The 18,887-nt window shown below is 46.8% G+C and carries 18 protein-coding genes and 1 pseudogene; 9 read left to right on the forward strand and 10 right to left on the reverse strand.

What is annotated here, in order from left to right; genetic code table 11:
- The first annotated feature begins 348 nt into the window (after nt 1-348).
- The gene (locus GWK48_RS09840; protein WP_174631853.1) at nt 349-1,068 is read left to right on the forward strand and encodes an MBL fold metallo-hydrolase; all 720 of its coding nucleotides are present in this window, start codon (nt 349-351) and stop codon (nt 1,066-1,068) included.
- 97 nt (nt 1,069-1,165) lie between these two features.
- Here GWK48_RS09840 and GWK48_RS09845 read toward each other — a convergent pair.
- Nucleotides 1,166-1,405: pseudogene (locus tag GWK48_RS09845) on the reverse strand (transposase family protein); the annotation flags it as partial.
- A gap of 20 nt (nt 1,406-1,425) precedes the next feature.
- Nucleotides 1,426-2,136, reverse strand: coding sequence for a TrmB family transcriptional regulator (locus GWK48_RS09850; RefSeq protein ID WP_174631855.1), 711 nt, complete (start codon nt 2,134-2,136; stop codon nt 1,426-1,428).
- 42 nt (nt 2,137-2,178) lie between these two features.
- Here GWK48_RS09850 and GWK48_RS09855 point away from each other — a divergent pair, with 42 nt between their 5' ends.
- The gene (locus tag GWK48_RS09855; protein WP_174631857.1) at nt 2,179-3,327 is read left to right on the forward strand and encodes an MFS transporter; all 1,149 of its coding nucleotides are present in this window, start codon (nt 2,179-2,181) and stop codon (nt 3,325-3,327) included.
- Nucleotides 3,328-3,358: 31 nt separating this feature from the next.
- On the opposite strand, the gene GWK48_RS09860 is transcribed toward GWK48_RS09855, so the two are convergent.
- Entirely contained in the window at nt 3,359-3,997 is a 639-nt protein-coding gene (locus tag GWK48_RS09860; RefSeq protein ID WP_174631859.1) for a uracil-DNA glycosylase, read from the reverse strand.
- A 159-nt stretch (nt 3,998-4,156) separates the two neighbouring features.
- Here GWK48_RS09860 and GWK48_RS09865 point away from each other — a divergent pair, with 159 nt between their 5' ends.
- The 5 genes from GWK48_RS09865 (at nt 4,157) to GWK48_RS09885 (ending at nt 8,969) form a co-directional block, all read left to right on the forward strand.
- Entirely contained in the window at nt 4,157-4,531 is a 375-nt protein-coding gene (locus tag GWK48_RS09865) for a hotdog fold thioesterase (RefSeq protein ID WP_174631860.1), read from the forward strand.
- 660 nt (nt 4,532-5,191) lie between these two features.
- Entirely contained in the window at nt 5,192-6,244 is a 1,053-nt protein-coding gene (locus tag GWK48_RS09870) for a hypothetical protein (RefSeq protein ID WP_174631862.1), read from the forward strand.
- A gap of 140 nt (nt 6,245-6,384) precedes the next feature.
- A complete protein-coding gene (locus GWK48_RS09875; protein ID WP_174631864.1) occupies nt 6,385-7,296 on the forward strand; it encodes a thiaminase II/PqqC family protein in 912 nt (303 codons plus the stop codon).
- Nucleotides 7,293-7,610, forward strand: coding sequence for a TA0938 family protein (locus GWK48_RS09880; protein WP_174631866.1), 318 nt, complete (start codon nt 7,293-7,295; stop codon nt 7,608-7,610). The genes GWK48_RS09875 and GWK48_RS09880 overlap by 4 nt, the downstream gene beginning before the upstream one ends.
- 546 nt (nt 7,611-8,156) lie before the next feature.
- Entirely contained in the window at nt 8,157-8,969 is an 813-nt protein-coding gene (locus GWK48_RS09885; protein ID WP_174631868.1) for a CAP domain-containing protein, read from the forward strand.
- Nucleotides 8,970-9,168: 199 nt separating this feature from the next.
- Here GWK48_RS09885 and GWK48_RS09890 read toward each other — a convergent pair whose 3' ends face one another.
- The 5 genes from GWK48_RS09890 to GWK48_RS09910 form a co-directional block, all read right to left on the reverse strand.
- On the reverse strand, nt 9,169-10,689 hold the full coding sequence (locus GWK48_RS09890; protein WP_174631870.1) for an APC family permease: 1,521 nt from the start codon (nt 10,687-10,689) through the stop codon (nt 9,169-9,171).
- A gap of 187 nt (nt 10,690-10,876) precedes the next feature.
- Complete coding sequence (locus tag GWK48_RS09895; RefSeq protein WP_174631871.1) at nt 10,877-11,200, reverse strand: GYD domain-containing protein; 324 nt, start codon at nt 11,198-11,200, stop codon at nt 10,877-10,879.
- Nucleotides 11,201-11,395: 195 nt separating this feature from the next.
- Complete coding sequence (locus GWK48_RS09900; protein WP_174631873.1) at nt 11,396-12,133, reverse strand: ZIP family metal transporter; 738 nt, start codon at nt 12,131-12,133, stop codon at nt 11,396-11,398.
- Nucleotides 12,134-12,277: 144 nt separating this feature from the next.
- The gene (locus GWK48_RS09905) at nt 12,278-14,137 is read right to left on the reverse strand and encodes an AMP-binding protein (RefSeq protein ID WP_174631875.1); all 1,860 of its coding nucleotides are present in this window, start codon (nt 14,135-14,137) and stop codon (nt 12,278-12,280) included.
- Nucleotides 14,138-14,600: 463 nt separating this feature from the next.
- Entirely contained in the window at nt 14,601-15,221 is a 621-nt protein-coding gene (locus GWK48_RS09910; RefSeq protein WP_174631877.1) for a haloacid dehalogenase type II, read from the reverse strand.
- Nucleotides 15,222-15,538: 317 nt separating this feature from the next.
- Between GWK48_RS09910 and GWK48_RS09915 the strand changes: the two genes are divergently transcribed.
- Nucleotides 15,539-15,937, forward strand: a complete 399-nt coding sequence (locus GWK48_RS09915) for an acyl-CoA thioesterase (protein WP_174631879.1) — start codon at nt 15,539-15,541, stop codon at nt 15,935-15,937.
- A gap of 122 nt (nt 15,938-16,059) precedes the next feature.
- On the opposite strand, the gene GWK48_RS09920 is transcribed toward GWK48_RS09915, so the two are convergent.
- Both GWK48_RS09920 and GWK48_RS09925 read right to left on the reverse strand, forming a co-directional pair.
- Complete coding sequence (locus tag GWK48_RS09920; RefSeq protein ID WP_174631881.1) at nt 16,060-16,332, reverse strand: hypothetical protein; 273 nt, start codon at nt 16,330-16,332, stop codon at nt 16,060-16,062.
- A 295-nt stretch (nt 16,333-16,627) separates the two neighbouring features.
- Entirely contained in the window at nt 16,628-17,440 is an 813-nt protein-coding gene (locus GWK48_RS09925) for a DUF1028 domain-containing protein (RefSeq protein ID WP_174631883.1), read from the reverse strand.
- A 238-nt stretch (nt 17,441-17,678) separates the two neighbouring features.
- On the opposite strand from GWK48_RS09925, the gene GWK48_RS09930 reads away from it, so the two are divergent.
- On the forward strand, nt 17,679-18,833 hold the full coding sequence (locus GWK48_RS09930; protein WP_174631885.1) for a radical SAM protein: 1,155 nt from the start codon (nt 17,679-17,681) through the stop codon (nt 18,831-18,833).
- Nucleotides 18,834-18,887: the final 54 nt, after the last annotated feature.

An 18,887-nucleotide genomic window follows, 5' to 3' on the forward strand; every position in this document is an offset into this window, starting at 1 on the left:
CCACTTAGATAACATACCGTCTAGGTGGGTCTGGGTTTATCCCGCTAATGGGGCGGGGGAGGATGAAGGAAAACCTGCTCGACTCCCGTGAAGCCCAAGGGTTGAGGATTGATATCAAGTATGAGATCCGATGAGACCCAAACCCCTTAAGGGAGGAGTTATGAGTTTAACTTTTAGAGGAAGCTCAGAATCTACTTCTCCTCGGTTATTCCTCTCACTCTCCATCCATGCCTTAGGAGCTAGGCTTTCCTCTGTCATCCTGAAATTCAGAGCTTGAAGAGGATCCTTTCCTTGAAATTCCCCACTAATAGTGAATAACACTTTTAGGTAAATAAATTGATTTATTTTATGATGATATTCAGACAGCTCATATCTAAAACGGGAGGGTGTGTAACATACGTTCTAGGTTGTACTCAGGCTGGTGAGCTCATAGTCGTTGATCCAAAGTTAGATATGGTGGACCAAGTGCTTGCTCTATCGGAGGGCCTTAAGATGAGGATATCCTATATAATTGATACGCATACCCATGCCGATCACGTTTCTGGATCTAAGAAGCTCTCGGAAATCACCAAGGCTAACTTGTACATGCATGAGGCTACGAAAGTCAAGTTTGCAGAGAAGGTACGAGATGGCGAGCTTATAGTTGCTGGTAATACCAAAATTAAGTTCATCCACACCCCGGGACATACCCCTGACAGTGCTTCCCTTTTGATAACTGATGTGAGGAGAGGCGACGAACCTTGGGCTGTCCTCACTGGGGATACCCTTTTCGTCGGTACAGTAGGAAGGATCGATATTGTTGGGGAGAACGCGGCTGAACGCCTCTTTGAAAGTCTGCAGAGGTTGAAGACCTTACCGGACTACGTGGAAGTTTACCCTGCACATATATCTGGTTCTGTATGCGGTTTCGGCCTTAGCGGTAAACCTTCATCTACCATAGGCTTTGAGAGGAGATATAACACCTTGTTTAGGTTGGAGGATAAAGAGAAATTCGTGAATAACTTAAGGTCCGCTAAGGCCTACAGACCAAAGGAGTTTGATGACAATATAAGGATGAACCTTGGTTAGCGCATCAAGTTGCGTTCAACTACTCCATATAGTTCAACTACTCCATATAGTTGGTCGTACAACTTTAGAGCTATAAAATGCCACAGGGGTTTGGCTTTCATCGGATCTCATACTTGATATCAACCCTCAACCCTTGGGCTTCACGGGAGTCGAGCAGGTTTTCCTTCATCCTCCTCCGCCCCATTAGCGGGATAACCCCGACCCACTTAGACGGAGTACCGTGTAAGTGGGGGAACCTGCACATTCTCAGGTAGATGTTCAATGACGCGTTCAACTGCCTGTCTAGTCTGGACCCACACCTCTAGCATTCAAAGGCCTTACCTACCTTTCGGGATAGAGGTCAGTTGTTCAACAGGACTACTGCACGACCTCAGGTTCACTAGGGACGTATATAAACCTGGACGAGTTAAACGAAAATTTGAAATGTTCTATTGAATGGACTATACATCCTGGACAGCTCTCTACGGTGAGGTAACTCTCATCTGTGAAGATGACGCTTACCTCATCGTCGAATATTAAGTATTTAGCTCCAATTGTGTCGCTTACCCTGATGTCACCTCTTAAATTTTTCACTCTCTTAACGTCTCCTTGGTCTACAACGAGCGTCAGGTCCCCTTGGAACCTCTCAAGGGCCTTCACTAGCCAGCCAGGAATTCCACGATAGACTCCCTTAATCGTCTTTGACTCGGAGATTCTGGTCTTAATGAAATTCATTACCTGCCTCCTTCCTTGAATAACTCCAGGGTTCTCCCCTCTTTTTATCTTAACAGCATTACGGATCTCGCTCTTTATTTCGTCAACCTGATTAATCACGCTTTCCTTGTAATTTTCAAAGCTTAGGTTTGGATCAACCAACCTTATTCTCTTCGGCCTAGAGTTTATCACCTTCACAAACCCTTTCTTCTCTAGCCTTGATACTACTTCATACGTCTTTTGGTAAGGAACACCAGACACCTCAGAGAGGGTTTTCATCTTCGTTTCACAGAGGCTAACTATGGCTGAATAAACCTTGCTCTCGTAATTGGAGAAACCTATCCTCACCAGTTTCTCCTCCAATTCACCACTCATGGTGAATAATTCTAATCTATTTCTTAAAAGGATTCATCATACATGAAAATATCTTTTCACGTTTTCACGGTGATGGTCTTTCTCACTGGACTATTCTTGGGAGTACTTAGGCTAGCGTATCCAGTTATTGAGATCAACTCCTACTCATATGTCCTTTACTCCCTCATAGTGTTCGGGGTCGTTAAGTCCATAATGAACTATGTTTCTGGCCACCTCTCGGACTTTATTGGAAGAAAGAAAGTCCTCCTTCTTGGATGGTTGGCAGCATTGCCCATATCAGTATTTGGTCTGTTCAGGAGCTCCGAGGTCTTGATTTTACTTACAGCTTTTCTGGGGGTTAACCAAGCCCTCACTTGGACGACCACTGTTACGTCACAGATAGACCTCACTGGAAAGAAAAGGGCAGGTTTGGCTGCTGGATTTAACGAGACTTTCGGATATTTAGGAGTTGCCCTTGGAAACTTCATCGCGGGAATTCTTATCGAAAGTGAAATCTCCCCTTACCTCTTCCTGCTCTTTACCTCGCTACTGGCACTCTCCATAGGTAGCTCTGTAAGGGAAACTAAGCCAAGCCAAGGCGTTACCTCTAGGCTCAGCCTCACATCTCCCCTATTAATTGGAATGGCTGGGCTCCTGGAAAAATTTGTTGATGCGTTCTTTTGGGTTCTGGTTCCCCTCTACCTGTATCTAGAGAAACAGAGTCCTCTGGAAATAGCCACTATAGTTACAATATATTCCATGAGTTGGGCTAGCCTTCAGACACCAATGGGGCACATCAGCGATGTGAGGGGAAGGACTGGAATCATCTTAATTGGGTTTACCTTAATGTCTATTGGGGTAGCGTCCTTTCCGCTCAATTATTACCTATCAGCCTTGATTTCAGGAATTGGGATGGCCATGGTTTATCCAACTCTGATTGCCCTCGTTAATGACGATGCCGACATCGCTGTTAGGGGGAGGGCTCTGGGAGTTTATAGGCTACTGAGAGACGGCGGATACGCCATTGCCGGGTTGTTCTTCTTCTTTACTTACCACACCCCTTCGTGGTCAATCGTGGTTGTAGTTATGTGTCAAATCCTGGCAATGATTACAATCTCATGGCGTTCAAGGATAAGGATTTCTCAGAAGATTGACCTGTTAAAATCCAAATTATTCTCAAAAGGAAACGGAAATTACCGAGGTTGGTCTTAGAGTTCCGTCGAGGGGCAGAGATCCTGTAACTCTAGCTCCCGTAAGCTAATTCCTTAGCCCTCTCTAGCACCTTAACTAACATTTCATTGGTCAACCTCCCTGTGTTTACGTTCCTGGGACTGGGGTGGTAGGAGCCTAAAACCCAGACTCCGTTTATTAGGACTTGAGCTCCATGGGAGAACTTAGCGGATGGAACAACGTAACCTAGGCCTCGAAAGGCATCCAGGAGAGAGTCCCACGCTAGCTTGCCCAAGGCTACGTAGACTCTAACGTTTTTAAGTAAAGTTATCTCCTCCTTCAGGTATTCCAAACAGTTCTCAATCTCCTGCCTTGTTGGTCTGTTCTCAGGAGGGGCACACTTCACAGCAGAGGTAATGTATACCTTAAGCACCAGCCCGTCATCTCTCGACTCTGATGTCGGTTTGTTGGCTAAGCCAGTATCATGCAGGGCCCTCGTCAAGTTGTTGGCGCTCCTATCTCCAGTGAACATCCTCCCAGTCCTGTTCCCTCCGTGTCCTGCCGGAGCTAGACCGACTAGAGCTATCCTGGAGAATGGATCACCGTTAGGGGGAACAGGTCTTCTCCAATAACCTTGGGGAAAGGACTCCCTATACTGGACTAGCCTGTGGCACTTTCTACAGGAGACTAACCTGTTAACGAAACTTTCCATGTGGATGTGAGAGTTAGGAAGATCAAAAGGTTTCCCTAGGACTGAGGACAATTTGATGACTTCACAAAGGAAGCCTCGCCTTTGGGGAGGAAGTCAGTTGTGAGGGACACGTAATAGGTTAGAATTAGCTTTAATTGAGGAATCGAGCTCTTCTAAACAATGCAGAAGAGAAGCCCCTTCGTGGAGCATCTAAACATTAACGTGGAGGAAGTTAGGGATGGATATGCAAGAGTTTCCTCCATTGTCTCAGAGGTTCACCTCAACACTCACGGGAGCGCCCACGGTTCCTTCCTTTTCGCCTTGGCTGACACTGCCTTCGAATACGTGAGCAACTTCTCGAGGGACTCCGTAGCCCTCCACATGGACGTGGACTTTAGGAGACCAGCGTTTAAAGGAGAGAGGGTAACCGCTGAGGCCTACCTAGAGAGCTCAGGGAAGACAACCTCTTTGTATAGAATTTTGGTTAAGAACTCGGAAGGAAAGGTCTTAGCGTACTTGACAGCCCTAGCTTACCATCTAGACGGGAGGAATTAGTGAGTTGTTCGTGGATGCTTGTGAGTTAAGCCCACCGGCATGGTTAGGATCGTTGGAGGACATTTAGGTGCGGTTCTTCTTTTAACTTTGTTGTCTAACCCGCTATATACCCTTCTTAAGAGTTGTCACGACTTAGTAAGAGTCTGCACGACATTGTAAATATTTAAAAGCTTAATTATCAAAAATACATGCTTTTAAAAAACCTTAGTCCGTAATACAAACTGTTATCCTGCTAGTGAAATTAAAACATAACATTCTCATCGCTGAAGTATTTAATACTTTTAAGCAATAACCCCCATCTGCAAATATAGAAAAGGACATATACTGTGTATTACAGATGAAATATTAAAAATGAACTTTTAATAGAAAAGAAAATTGAGAAAAATGAGGTTAAATCCAATCCAAATCTATAACATTGGGAAGGTAGTTGCGCTGGTGGGGAGCGCCACGCTTTTGTTATTGGCAGCTCATGGGATAATTATACACGCAGGGGTTGCAGATAATCCTGTAGGCTCAGGATAAATTTTTTACCAGCTGGGATTACTTTTTCTTAAAATAAAATAATTTTTATTCTTGAATTTAGATTTATTCGTGTTTTCCTTGTTGGGATGATTAGGGAAATCCTTTAATAGATGCGAATAAGAGTAAATTGTTAGATTGATGGCTAAATACGATTCTAGGGTTATAGCAAGGGTTCTTCAGTACGTTCAGCATCTGGGTGATTTAAACCCTAGAATTATAGGTGCGTTATCTGGGGTCAGAAATGCTGAAGAAATACTGGGAAATTTAAGAAATTTGTATGGGCTCAATCCACTAGCGAGATGGGAAGCCCTTGGGCTCGATTATTTTTATATAGAGATGAAAGCAAATCCTAAGATTTCTTTACTGGATTTATATAACGTTATGGATGGTCATCTGGTTTTAATAGCTAGGAACGACCGTTATCCCGAAAGGATAAAGTCGCTATTTTATTTTCCAACAGGTATTGAATTTCAGTCTTTATTCGAAAAAATGGTGGATAACTATATTATATCTGAATATTCAATCCATAAAATGAAAAAGATAATGTACTATGCGATGGATTTTTCTGAGCTCGATTTCGTGTCATTGAGGTTTAAGAAGAGCATTGTGGATTATCCAAGAGATCCATTAGAACTTCCAAATATTTCCGATGGTTTCAAGCCGGACTGGTTAGATTTATTTATAATAGGCAAAAAACAAGAAATAAATACAATTTCACTAAAAGAAATAGCAAAATTAGCCGGTGTTCCCTATAGAAATGCTCTCTATCATTACCAAAAACATGTAATAGGAAAAGGTCTCGTAAGAGGAAACGCATTCAGAATCAAAGACTTACAAAATATAAGGGTAATATTGACGTTTGGTAAAAATGAAGAAGTTATTAAAGATTTGTCTAAAATCCTGACTTTATCTTACGCTTTCGAAACGTCGGATAACAAGGTTATTGCTAATGTGTATTGCGATGACTACTTCCTAGGGGATGTGTTGGATTACATCTCTTACACTATGTGGAAGCATAAACATAATATAGACGTTTCAGTTCATGCGTTTCTTCCGAGGTTCAAATACTTGCTAACTGCTTCAATACCTTATGAACACTATGACAAGCATGGTAAATGGGTAGTTAATAAAGGACTGATTTCCGAAAAGATCGATTCGTTGAGTAAAAAAATCGAATTATTGCAGTTTTAGGATACATGTGTTTTTAAGATATAATTAACTGTATACTTAGTCTAATTATCGCTTTATCTTCTCATACCTTTGGCTCACTGAAAATTCGATTACTTGGTTTATTTGCAAAAAGATTTAAAGTTGCACGTAAACTCCATCTTATGTCAATCTGTCCGGTCTGTAGGTTTAGATCCAACAACTGGGGAGATGTGGCCTCTCACATCCACGACATGACGTCAAGGAGCGATCCCCCTCACGTCATGTGGTTGAACAGGAACCTCTCCTCTAGGGAGGTCTCATCCCAGGAACTGGCTGGGACTTTGGAGGATTACTTCTCCCTGAAAGGGGGCCTATCTTCCTGGATAAGGGGGAAGGTAATAGAGAAGATTTACGGGGAGAGACCTCACCCCTTCATACTGGCCATGCAGAAACCAAACAGGGCGGTCCTTCTAGGGTACGTGATAGAACACAGGCACTTCCTTAGGAACTGGATAAGGGTGCTCTCAATGATAGTCTACAAGACCGACAAGGACGACGTGGCGAGATATGAGCTGGAGAACATAAGCCAGGAGTTCTTAGGGAACGGGTCTCCACCGCACTACGAACTACTCATAAGGATGGGGGAGAGTCTGGGGCTCACCAGAGACGAGATCATGTCCTACGACCCATTACCTTCAACCTCCTCCTCCATTAAGGTGTGGAGGAACATAGCCGAAACCAGAAGTTGGGTGGAGACCATGGCCTCCATGCACAGTATGGAGTTAATCGCTGACAAGAGTCTGAGGAACTACGGTAGTAAAATGCACTACTTCAACCCGTCAATCCTCACAGACCAGGATTACCCAGACGCGGTGAAGAAGTTCCTGGCCGAGGGCTATAACGCTGACGAATACCACGCTTGGAAGGCCCTCGAACTCGTGGAGAAGTACTCCCAAGAGCTTGGGGTCGTTGAAGACGTACAAGTTTCATTCCTAAGGTCCTTGGACGCCCTCTCCAAGTACCTTATGGCGAGGCTTGAGAGGGCCATGGAGTTCGACCCTAACCTCATTAAGTTCGTGGAGGCGGTAACATGAAGGTAATAACTAACGGAAGGGAGACTGGTAAGAAAGAGACAGGATGTGCCCTCTGCGGTGGCACTTGGGGGTCTTACTATGAAGATGTTGAAGACCAAAGCATGTTCTTCTGTTGCGACCTCTGTGCAAAGGCATTCATCAACACAGTGAACGAGGTTAAAAAGAGGACGGGGTGGGATCACCTGGATCAGCTGGAGCTTAAGGGCAACTATTATACCGGTAGGACATGCGTAGCCAGAAGGGAGGGCAAGGAGTACAAGTTTTACGTGAAGTTCAATGATGAAGCGGACATAGAGACCTTCAGAGAGTTGTAGGTAAAATTGTCTATCCATACGTTCATACTGGCACCGCAATGGTGTTCCGGGTCAAGTGTGAGGACTCGGTCCTCAGCTGCTCACATGGTTTCAGGGCAAGGTTCATAGAACTCTTAGAACACAACGAATGTGGTCGTGTCACCAGCTTTAAGAGTAGAGGTACTACGTTGATTCTCCACTTTTACCCTTTTTCCCACAAGGATTTGCGTAGAAAAGGGTTTTCAATGGAATTAGATTATCGTGATCCTGCGTAGAGGATGACAGCTGAAGGGACGGAGTTGGACTTAGTCTCAGTAGGGAATGTGCCCCATCGAAGTAAGACTCGAGTTAGAAACTTCTGGAGAGAAGCAAGGATTCAGACACAACTAGTTAGCTAACAAGATCAAAAAAGACAAGGGAAGCCTCACCCTTTAGGGCAGGGAGGAAGTCAGTATCGTTAAGATGCGGGATTTAGCTCCTATTTGTTGCTATCATTCTCACCTTTACTACTTAGAGTGTCCCACGGGTATGAGAGCAGTTATTAGACCATCTTCATAGAAGATAACTATGTCCTTGGTAAGGACCCTTGTGGATTACATTAACAAGATCAGGAGTGATCACGGAATACAACCTGTGAAGTACGCTAACTCGGGAGCTTCCAACTTCAGGGCCAATTACATGCTCAAGGAGAACATTTTCAGTCATTATGACAAGGAGGGGGTGAACCCAGTCTACTATTTCACAAGGGCTGGGAACTATTTCGGGATGGAAGAAGCAATAGGCTACACCTTTAGCATCTTTCCCCGGTTCAAGGACGGCGTTTCAGTCGTAAACGTCTCCAAGGACCTCATTCACCAAATGGTTTATGACGATCAGGAGAGTAACTGGGGTCACAGGGACACACTGCTCAACCCCTGCGCCAACTATTCAGACGTCTCTGTAGCCTGGGACTCAAGGAGGGTCTTCCTTGTGATCACCATGATATCTGCGTGGGTTAACTGGGGGGTTAATCCATCCATAAGGGACTCAGTCTTCTACGCTAAGGGAAGGGTGAGGGTAATGAGCCCTGAATCAGTTATAATATTTCAGGACGAGCCTAATCCCTCTTACGTCTCTAGGCGGTACTACGACTTAGGAAGGCCTATTGAGGGCGTCCTCCCACCAGGACTCTTTTTCCGCGACTTGAGGACAATTCGACCGTATACCTGGAAAATGGGAGAGGAAATGGAACTTAAGTTTCCCCTTCAGCTAACCGGCGGTGTATATACAGTAGTTGTCAACGCTAGGGACTCTAGGAGGGTCAAGTGGAAACCTCTCTCCGGGAGGGATCCTGAGCTATGTTCGATCCTTACCTTCTCCTTTAAGGTTCCCCAAAAATGAAGTTGTGAAGTAGGTATCATTGTATTCAAAATCCACTATCCTCACTGAGACTATCCCACAGATCCAATCCTTATTTAAACTATAAACGACAGTTTTCGGATCCCTTCACCCTAATGAAAAAACTCGTTCCTTACCTGGAGGGGCCAGCCGAGACCCCTCGAATGAACCTCTCGTTAATTTCGGGGCCTATCAAAAAGGTTTACTTAACTGTCTCGGTCTCCTTAAGTCCTGACCTAACCCCCCAGAAGAAGAACCCTAAGGAAGCTACAGCTGTTATTAACGAAGCGGTCAAGAAAGGTATTATGGACAGAGCCCCGTCACTGCCTATGTAAGTGATGAGAGTTATGAAGGCGATGTAGGCGATGTACCATACGGAGTTCCTTACATTCCCAATTATTTTATATTTTAAAGAAAATATTAGTACAGCTATAAAGATTAGAAGGATAGCATAAGGGACTGATGGCCAACCGCTCCAAAACGCTATGAGCGAGGAGGAGATGAAGGCTAAGGGCGCGGTTAGGGCCCCTCCTGGCAACTTGTACCCTATCTTCCCCCTATTCCTTAACACCTGCATTGAGACCGGGTTTAGGGCGAAGGCTATGTAGCCAGCTACCACAGAGTCCGTTATGTCGCCGTATATGGTGGGCACTGGCGCTGCTAGGAAAGTAACTATTGCCCCCACTATGCCGAAAACTATGAGGGCCCAGTAGGGCACAGAGTAAGTCTGATGGAGTTGCTTCATCTTGTCTGATACTATGTCGCTTCTCCCCATGGCCAGCAAAACCCTGGTCCCTCCCCCTAGATAGATGTAGCCAACTACGAAGGGTCCAAGTATTGCTACGAGGAGAGCCAAAGGTATCAGGGTTGACGCTTTCTCGGCGCTTGCTATATCCACGAACGGATTTCCTGGAAGAGTGGAGATTGCAGTCCAGTTCCCTGGGTTTATACCCAATCCCTTCCAGTCGAGACCACCAACGAATACGAGGGCAAACAGAACGTAGATCAGGCTCTGTCCCAGTATGGTAAACATTATGGCCTTGCCTAACATGGAGCTTTTCTTCGACTCCTCTGCGTAATCTGGGATTACCCTTATCCCACCGAAGGCGAACATAGCTATTGGGATAGCGCTGAACATTCCAGCTAATCCATAAGGAGCGAAACCGCCATAGGCGGTGAAGTTCTGCGGTCTAAAGACCACCGCCAGGGTACCGAAGGCTAACGCCAGATAGATTGCGAGCTTTACGAGGCCTAGCCCAGAGGTAGTCTTTCCAAAAAATTTTACTCCAAAGTAATTAAAAGGAATGAACAAGAGGATGAGGAGGACACCTACCGCAGACCCTAGAAGACTCGGAGCCCCGGTTGAAGTTAAAAGTTGGGGGAAGAAGAAGCTCAATCCCTCCACGACAGCCAGGGCCTCGATAGGAGGAATAAAGAGGTACCACAGGAGGTTCGCAAAGGCCCCAATGGCGTTGGTCAGCTTTCCGTGGCTGTACAGGCTATACCTAGCTGGTCCTCCTGCCTCCGGATAGTTGACCGAGAGCTCTGAATAGGTCAGCCCCACGAAGGTATAGAATATGGCACCGACCACCCATGAGAGCACTAGGGCTGGACCGGCTACGCTAGCCATTCCCGCTGAGGAAAAAAGGACTCCAGTCCCTACTGCACCCACTACTCCAATTACAACCAATTGAAAAAGGGTTAACTCTTTTTTTAGAGACATGAAGAAAGTATAATAAACTACTTTATAAGAGTTACTAAAATAAACTATAGAAAATTCTATATTTAACAATGATGACGCGAGGTTATATTGAAAAGTTGACAAATAGGTACGGATTAAGTTGACACATTTTAAAGGTTAACAGGAAGAATTTTAAATATCTAAAAATATAAAAGACAAAAACTTACGCTCACTTTCCTTTTTCCTTTGGATGACCTATCGAGGGGGCACTCTTCAACACGTCTATTGCCCTATCAACTGGTATGGCCAAATAGGACCTTGTCCTCACTGTGCCCCTACTGTTCAGCTCTATTATCGCCTTCAAGAATTTTTCGGGATCGTCCACCTCCACAACGTTTATGAAGTCTATGTCCCCAAAAACCAAGTATTGTTCCTTGACCTTTGCACCAACTTTGGCGAGCTCCTCATTCACGAGTTTTATCCTCTCAGGTTTTTCGGCAACTGTCTCAGCCCCCTTATCGGTCAAACTGGATATTACGATGAAGACTGTCATTATAGATATTATTGTGAATCGAATCATATAAGCATTTCCTATAGACTGTCACTAATCTTAAGTCCCAGACTGTCTCTCTTATAATGACCTGAACACGCCTACACTCGTTGTACATCAATGTAAAATAGAGGCACAGGCAGAGGAGAGGTTTACAAGATAGGGAAACCTCCACCATGGCGGGGAGGAAGTCAGATCTCAAGGTAATAAGTTCACAAGGAAAGTAATCACGATCCCAATGGCTATACCCACCTCAGCCACGTTCCTTAGGGACTGGTCCGAGTGCTTAACCATCCCCTTGTACATTTCTAAGGCGACGAAGAGGATTCCTCCCATGGCTAAAGCGTTAAACACCACAACAAGGGGCGTTGAGGCTAAAACGTAAGATAGCAGCGAACCTAGGAGTGTGGGGCTTCCGCCCAACAAGTACATGTAGAGTAGGTAAGTTCTCTCCTTCTCCACTCCCGTCTTAAGGAAAGGTGAGGCTATGGGGAAGCCCTCGGTTACGTTCTGTAAAGTCAGCCCCACGACCAACGGGATCAGAACTGTCGACAAGCCTAGTCGCAGGGAGCCCCCTATGGCGAGGCCTTCGGTGAAATTCTGGAGACCTATACCTAGGGATATGATGAGGGAAACGGTTTCAGCGTACTTCTCGTTTGAAACCCCTGAGACTCTCATGGATGAGTAAAGATGAAACCCAAAGTAGGAAAGTACAAAGGGGACTATAAAGAGAAAGGATAGGATAGGGCTATCGTCTAGGAGGGTATAAGTCCCTGAAAATATGTCCATGATCAAGTAGATAAGTATCCCTAATGCTATCCCGTTGAACAGCTGGTACCTCCTGCCTGACATCTTCCTGAAGGCTAAGGGGTAGGTAACTAAAATTGAGTACGCAACTAGGGACGACATCAGAAACAACTGAATCAACTGCATCATGGCGCTCAACCACTCATTCTCCCCGACGTATAAAAGTTTTACGCCTGGTCGTAAACGCCAGATCGTAAAATCGTTCAAGTAGTTAAAAGATTGACCACTTGCTTGTGGGAGGACGCCAGGGTCGTCCTAAGGATCAGTTCAACCTTACTTGGACAACACGTCTCTAAGTTCATTAAGGACGTCTGGGCTGTCGAGGGTGGATGTGTCACCGAGCTCATCGTTCTGAAGTATGGCCCTCACTAGTCTCCTCATTATCTTCCCGCTCTTGGTCTTGGGCAACTTGGAGACTAGGACAACCCTGTCCACGATGACTCCAGCGTTCCTCAGGAAAGCCTTCACGTCCTGTTCTAACCTCTCGCTCCTCTCTAAGCCGGCCCTTGGGACTACTAAGACCACTATCCTCATTGAGCCGTCCCTCTCGTATCCCACGGCCGTTGCCTCAGCCACAGAGGGGTGGTTTGCTGCTATGCTCTCCACTTCCATGGTCCCTATCCTCTCTCCTTCCTTGGTAATTACATCGTCTGCCCTACCTATCACGTATAGGTAACCCTCTTCGTCGACGTAGCCGTAGTCCCCAGTGTAGAAGTACCCTGGGAACCTGGACCAGTAGGTCTTGACCATCCTCTCGTGGTTAGGGTCGTTATACATCTTCGCCATAGCCGGGTTTACGGAATTTAGGACTATGTACCCCTTCCTCATGGGTGGGAGTGGGTTTCCGTCGTCGTCCACTACAGCGAAACTGGAACCAGGGAAGGTAATCCCTGCTGACCCAGGTTTGTACGGGACTTCCCCAAGGCCCATGGGGGTCGCGGCTATGGGTAGTAGGTGTTCTGTCATCCAATAGGCGTCAGCTATGTAAACGTCCCTCAACCTGTCCCTGAGCCACTTCCTGGCTCCAGTATTTAGCGGTTCCCCGGTGTTTAGGACTGCCCTTAGTGAGGAGACATCTCCTGAGTTTATGGACTCTTCCCCTAAACTCTTGAGGGTGTAGAGGGTGGTTGTTGAGCTCCACACCAGGTTTACCCCAAACCTTTCCACTACCCTCGAGAACAGGTCAGCCTTATGTCCCACGTAACCCTCAAAGAGGACCCCTGTTAGACCCATCACTGGGATGGTGTAAAGGTTTGCCATGGGCCATACAGGCCATCCGAGCTCTGATATGGTCCACCAGACGTCTCCCTTCCTGGGCTTTAGCAGGGCGTCAAACGACCAGTTCAGTGCCACCAGGTAACCCCCATTTGTATGGTAAAGCCCCTTGGGTCTTCCAGTGGTACCAGAGGTGTAGTACACAGTGGCTGGCTCGTTCGACTCCATTGCCTCGGGGTCCACGAAGACCCTGCCCCTCGGCTTTACGTCATCGTATATCACATCCCTCTCAGTGGTGTCCACTTCCCCTCTCTTTACTACGAGGACTTTCTCCACTGGGGTCTTAAACTTCTCCAACAGGCTGTCAACGACCCTCTTCACCTCTATCTCCTTGCCATTCCTGGTGGTAGAGGAAGCTATCACCATGACCCTAGACCTGCAGTCGTTGAGCCTGTAAGCCAAAGTGTCCTCACTTAAGCCCAGGTAGTGTATTACCAACACTCCTCCTAGTCTGTGTACAGCAAGGGAGAAGTAGACCGCCTCGGGTATACTTGGCATAATCAGTGAGACAGAGTCCCCTCTCTTCACCCCAAGTTCCTTGAGGACGTGAGAGGCCCTGTTGACCTCGCAGTAGAGGTCCCTATACGAGACTGTCCTGGTGTCTCCCCTCTCGCTCATCCAGTAAAAAGCAACTCCATCAGGGTTAACCCTATAATGCCTATCTACCGCGTTGTAGGCTATGTTGAGCAGACCCCCCACGAACCAACTGTCATTTGGGGGTCTCCCCTCAAGGATTACCTTGGGCTTCCGGAACCACTCTAGGTACCACGCCCTGTGGGCCCAGAACCTCTCAGGCTCTATCTTAGCCTCCTCAGCGAGCCTCCTTATCTTATCTAGAGAGAAAATTTCGACATTCATAAGATACTTTCGAATATTGTACTTAAATATTTTTTCACTAATTTTTTACTAAAAATCAAATAAAGTTCCTGAAGGTCTATAGTGGACTGAGAAGTTGAGGAAAGAGGCGACGTAGTCACGAGAGACGGAGCTTGTGTCTCACCGGATTTCATGTCGTTTGATATCTATCCTCAACCCTTGACACGGGGATCAAGCAGACCCTTTGCTCTCATCCCTTCAGTTCCAAGGGGTGACCCCAGCCCACTTGACGGTAGGGGAACGCACATCTTGGACTGTCCGTATCTCTTACCTACCTTTCTGGACTCAGACCCACACCTAAGGCAAGACCTTTAGCGGTATATAAAGCTCTCAACACCCAGATTATATGGACATGACGGTCTCACGGAAACTGTTGACTACGGCGGGTTTCTCCCATATGGAGGGAGGAGATAACATGAGCCTCCTTGGTCTGGATAACGTTAGCTCAGGCCTTCTCCCGTAACCAAAGGAAGAGCCCTTTTAGGTCCTTAACAAGGAGATCGACCTCAAACCCCAACGGGTCCAGTTTAACCCCCCTTCTATTCAGATATATGGCTCCCATCCCAGCGTTTTTAGCGCCCATCAGGTCGAAGGGATTTGAGGAAACGAGAAAGGCAGGCTCCCCTACGTTCTCAACGAAGTGTCTATACACCTTGGGCGAGGGTTTGTAGGCCTTAACCTCCTCCGCGCTGAAAATCCCCTTGAAAAGGTTTAGGATACCTTCCCTCCTCAAGCGATCCTTGACCTCCTCTACTGACCCGTTGCTTAAAGCAAAGATGTCAGCGAGTGAAGAGATTTCATTGAGGTAAGACACGTCCGTGAAAGCCTTCAGGTCTCTCCATTTCTCCATCATGGTATGGTAGTCCCCAAGCTTGCCCTCTGCCTCCAGGTAGTACGTCATGGCCTTCTCTGTTACTTCATGAAAAGGGACAAACTTCCCCATAACGGTCAACAGCCAAGTGTACTCCAACTGCTTCCTCCTAAACTCGTAGGGCAGCGTCGACAAGTCCAGGATAGTCCCAAACACGTCAAAAGCTAACCTCAACCTCATGCTCCATCCGAGCATAGAAGTTTAGAAAGAAAGGTTTTAAACTTTTTAAAGGGCGGGGAGGTCTTGAACCTATTAACACGGAGATCCTCTCAACGCTAGACTTATCCGACTCCATCAGAGGTGTGGAAAGTCCTCTGGGTTTTCCTCTGCCGCTACGGACTCCAGGCTATCGAGTGGACAACGCATTAGCGTTATCTGATAGTGGAAAGGAGGAGTCACCACTATGATGAAAATGATAAAAAGAGTAGCAAACCTCGTCATGTTGGGAGGAAGTCGGGGGGAACCGTCTTACCCTTCGCAAAGTTTTAAGATTTAAAACACGAAGGGTTTTCATGGTCTCCCAATACGTTTTCCAAGATATAGTCAGGGTTTATGACACTGACGCCCAGGGTATAGCCCACTACGCAGCGTATTATAGGTTTTTCACCAATACCATAGAAAAGTTCTTTCAAGAGAGAGTAGGTGTCCCTTATCCGATTGTTGACGAGAACCTTTGGTTCGTGATCGTGGAATCTGAGGCTAAATACCTGAAGCCTGTGAGGCTAGGAGAGAGGTTAACGGTTTTAATGGAACCTGAGAAGGTATCTGAGAAGGTTCTAAAGTTCAAACTGAAGATACTGAGGGATGGAGATACTACCACTGAAGGATACCTTGTCCAAGTAGCGATTAACCCAAAGGTGTGGAAGTCAGTGGAGATCCCCAAGACTATAACAGACAGGGTAACCCTATGAGCTGGGATTCAACTCTTTTAGTAGAGCCATCTCAGCTCCGGTCGTGACTTGAGGAGTGGTCAGGTCCCGAAGTCAAACCTGAGACCAGGAATAACCGTAGGATCTTGCTGGGTAGGTCTCCATCAGGTCTCGTGAGTCTCTTGAAACTTTTCATTTCCAAGCCTATACGTGACGGTCACTTCCGAGACGTCAGGGACGTCTAGTGGAATTTCTTTCCTAGCTACGACTTCCTCGTTAACTGGGATGCTATGGGATACATACTTGATCACAGTACCGTCCTCTATGGACGAGACGTGTAACCTATACTTGACTTCCAACTGTAGTAGGAATACCGGTTCGTCAGCAGTGTTCTCGATTACTAACTTATCGCCCTCGACTTTTACTTTCAGTCTCATTATAATAATATTCACACCATAGCCTTAAAACTTTACTGAGCAAACGCTAAGGTTAAAGGATGAGGGTCAGGAGAAAAGAGGTGGCTAAAAAGGTCAATACTAGGATCCCTACTTCCTCCCAGCCCTGAAGGACAAGGTTTCGCTCCACCCTGTAACAAGCTCAAGTTTAGCTGGCTTCTTTAGAGGATCTACACCGAGTTCTTAAGACCCATATTCTCTGAGCGGGAGGGTCTCCGTCGGTTTTCAGTCTATGAAGCCCCCGTTATTCTCCATCAACTTTTTACCTTAACCTCACCTAGCTTAGACCTGCCTGCCTCAGCAGAATCTTAACTACACTCTTCCCTAACCTGTCCCCTGTGAACTTAGCCTCGAAGTTGTTGACCTCGACCCACGTCTTCAGGTCTTGGTATCCCAACTTCCTTAGGGCCTGTTCTACCTCCGGGAAATCCTCCACTCTCACCATTTCCTCCTCCATAAAGGTGGCGGCCCAGAGCTCCAAAACCCTCTCCAGTTCTTTCAACGGTTCCAGACTATCATCTACCCTTAAGTCAACGTACTTTCCCACGGTCCTAGGGTCTATTTCTCCCTCGCCCCTTTCTTCCTTCTTGACAACAGTGATGGCAGCGCTTTGCTTGCCCCTCCTATCCCCTCCTTTCCTCTCACCAGCTTTTAATGCCCTCATTATCCTTTCGTATATCTTACCCTTTCCCTCAACCTCCTTAGCCATAGCTTCCAGGACATCTTCACCTGTTAGGATGTTCCCTTGCACGGCGAAGTTTGATCCAACTATGTGCCCTGCGTATGGGTAGCACTCTCTCCCAGTGAAAGAGTGGGAGTTTCCCTTAGAGTCCACAACCCCCAACTGTCTCCTTTCGCGCATGGGGTCAGACCCAGTCAAGATCCTAACTACGTCGCTAGCGCTAGTGCCCCTCTCAAGGAGCTCCAGTCCCTTGGGCCCGTACTCTAGGTTAGCCAGAGCTTGAGTGGCCAAAGCCCCTGCACCGGGTCTAAGCCATGGGACGAAAGCCCCCACGGCCAGAAACTTACTAGCTACTCCTACTCCCCAGGCTTCCTCCTCCGGATCATATACTACTACCGAAAATGTCAATTATTTCCCCACGTTAATGTTGTGAATGGGGAAAATATACGTTGTCCAGAATTTGGACTTCTCGGTTAGAAGTTGACCACCCGGTTTCCTTATGGAGTTATGTAAACCTAATTCTCTCACTGAAACTGCTTATCACGGCCTTTACGACCTGATCGGGTATGTCTTGAGTCTTACCCATGATCTCGCTCCAGGGGTACGTCTGAAAAACAGTTTTAACCAACATTTCAGACTAGATCAGGTGATCTTAACCTCAGACCCTTCCACGTTCCACTCCTTACCTCCTTTACCCAAGAGGCTGTTGCCCAACTTCGTGAAGGGGAGGAAGTACCCTCCCTACGGATTGAGGAAGATAGAAAGTCTGACTGGAGGTATCATAATCCCTCCAGAAAAACTGGAGTTACACGTAAAGGACGGAACCCTCCTAGGGGTTTACGCCAACGACCCTCTTGGGATGTCTGAGGTATCTAAAGGTTTAGAGACCGTATTCGGGGAACCCCCTGGACACGTCGCCTCATTCCGGGAGTTCTCGGAAAAGGTCAGGACGTTAAAGGGGAGGTTTAACTTGAAGGTGGTGGTTGGAGGTCCAGGGAGTTGGGAGCTATCGCTTAATTCGCCAGACTGGATAGACGTTCTTTTGGTCGGAGAGGCTGAGTTAACGTTACCTAAGATATTGACGGAAGAGTCTAGAGGAGTCTTCTTCGGGGAGAAGACCCATAAGTTCTTTCCAATTAAGGCACCTTCGGCGATGGCTGAAGTGGAGGTTAAGCGAAAGGACAGGAAGGTACCCCTTGAGGTGGTCGAGGAGGAAATGAAGGTCCAGTCGACGCAGGGGATGGTCAACCTCATTTCCGATGACCTTTTCTCTTACGGTGAGGGGCTAATCCCTTTACTGTCCCTTGGTAAGAAGTATGGGAAGGTACTGTTCTCACAGATAACTCTTCAGTCCTCGTCAGAGGTCGACCTGGGGAAGGTAAGGGAGGTTCTAGGCCTAAACCCTAAGGACTGGAGGTCCCCAGTCCTCTCCGAGGGTAAAGGGTCGTGCACGATAGGGGAGTTGGACATGAAGGTCATGGGAGAGCTCAATAGGAACTTCATATACCCCATGGTCTACGTACATGAGGAGAGGGTTCCCGAGTTCGCCCAGTTCAAGAGTATTATCATCCCCCTCCCTACCTCTCAGAGGTACTACGAGGTCCTGTACAGGAGCTGGGTACACAACAGGAGAGTCGCTAACCTGAGACTCGGACGGATTTTAGACTACGTCCTTTACAAGAACGCTGTTACAAATGGAGAGTACATCAGGAGGCTGAAGTTGAGGGGGATTCACCTGGTCAACCTCCTCCTCATCGTCCTGGGTTACCTAGTGAACGAGCTGACCTCCCCCTTGCCCTAAAGGGCTAGGTTTACTGTCCGTTTATCATCTGGATTACTCGGAATAGGCCCATTT

It is taken from the genome of Metallosphaera tengchongensis, from assembly GCF_013343295.1.
Lineage (GTDB): Archaea > Thermoproteota > Thermoprotei_A > Sulfolobales > Sulfolobaceae > Metallosphaera > Metallosphaera tengchongensis.

Excerpts from the sequence above, each read along its gene's own strand:
- GWK48_RS09840 (WP_174631853.1), top strand. The coding sequence starts at position 349 with ATGATGATATTCAGACAGCTCATATCTAAAACGGGAGGGTGTGTAACA.
- GWK48_RS09850 (WP_174631855.1), bottom strand. The coding sequence starts at position 2,136 with ATGAGTGGTGAATTGGAGGAGAAACTGGTGAGGATAGGTTTCTCCAAT.
- GWK48_RS09855 (WP_174631857.1), top strand. The coding sequence starts at position 2,179 with ATGAAAATATCTTTTCACGTTTTCACGGTGATGGTCTTTCTCACTGGA.
- GWK48_RS09860 (WP_174631859.1), bottom strand. The coding sequence starts at position 3,997 with ATGGAAAGTTTCGTTAACAGGTTAGTCTCCTGTAGAAAGTGCCACAGG.
- GWK48_RS09865 (WP_174631860.1), top strand. The coding sequence starts at position 4,157 with ATGCAGAAGAGAAGCCCCTTCGTGGAGCATCTAAACATTAACGTGGAG.
- GWK48_RS09870 (WP_174631862.1), top strand. The coding sequence starts at position 5,192 with ATGGCTAAATACGATTCTAGGGTTATAGCAAGGGTTCTTCAGTACGTT.
- GWK48_RS09875 (WP_174631864.1), top strand. The coding sequence starts at position 6,385 with ATGTCAATCTGTCCGGTCTGTAGGTTTAGATCCAACAACTGGGGAGAT.
- GWK48_RS09880 (WP_174631866.1), top strand. The coding sequence starts at position 7,293 with ATGAAGGTAATAACTAACGGAAGGGAGACTGGTAAGAAAGAGACAGGA.
- GWK48_RS09885 (WP_174631868.1), top strand. The coding sequence starts at position 8,157 with ATGTCCTTGGTAAGGACCCTTGTGGATTACATTAACAAGATCAGGAGT.
- GWK48_RS09890 (WP_174631870.1), bottom strand. The coding sequence starts at position 10,689 with ATGTCTCTAAAAAAAGAGTTAACCCTTTTTCAATTGGTTGTAATTGGA.
- GWK48_RS09895 (WP_174631871.1), bottom strand. The coding sequence starts at position 11,200 with ATGACAGTCTTCATCGTAATATCCAGTTTGACCGATAAGGGGGCTGAG.
- GWK48_RS09900 (WP_174631873.1), bottom strand. The coding sequence starts at position 12,133 with ATGATGCAGTTGATTCAGTTGTTTCTGATGTCGTCCCTAGTTGCGTAC.
- GWK48_RS09905 (WP_174631875.1), bottom strand. The coding sequence starts at position 14,137 with ATGAATGTCGAAATTTTCTCTCTAGATAAGATAAGGAGGCTCGCTGAG.
- GWK48_RS09910 (WP_174631877.1), bottom strand. The coding sequence starts at position 15,221 with ATGCTCGGATGGAGCATGAGGTTGAGGTTAGCTTTTGACGTGTTTGGG.
- GWK48_RS09915 (WP_174631879.1), top strand. The coding sequence starts at position 15,539 with ATGGTCTCCCAATACGTTTTCCAAGATATAGTCAGGGTTTATGACACT.
- GWK48_RS09920 (WP_174631881.1), bottom strand. The coding sequence starts at position 16,332 with ATGAGACTGAAAGTAAAAGTCGAGGGCGATAAGTTAGTAATCGAGAAC.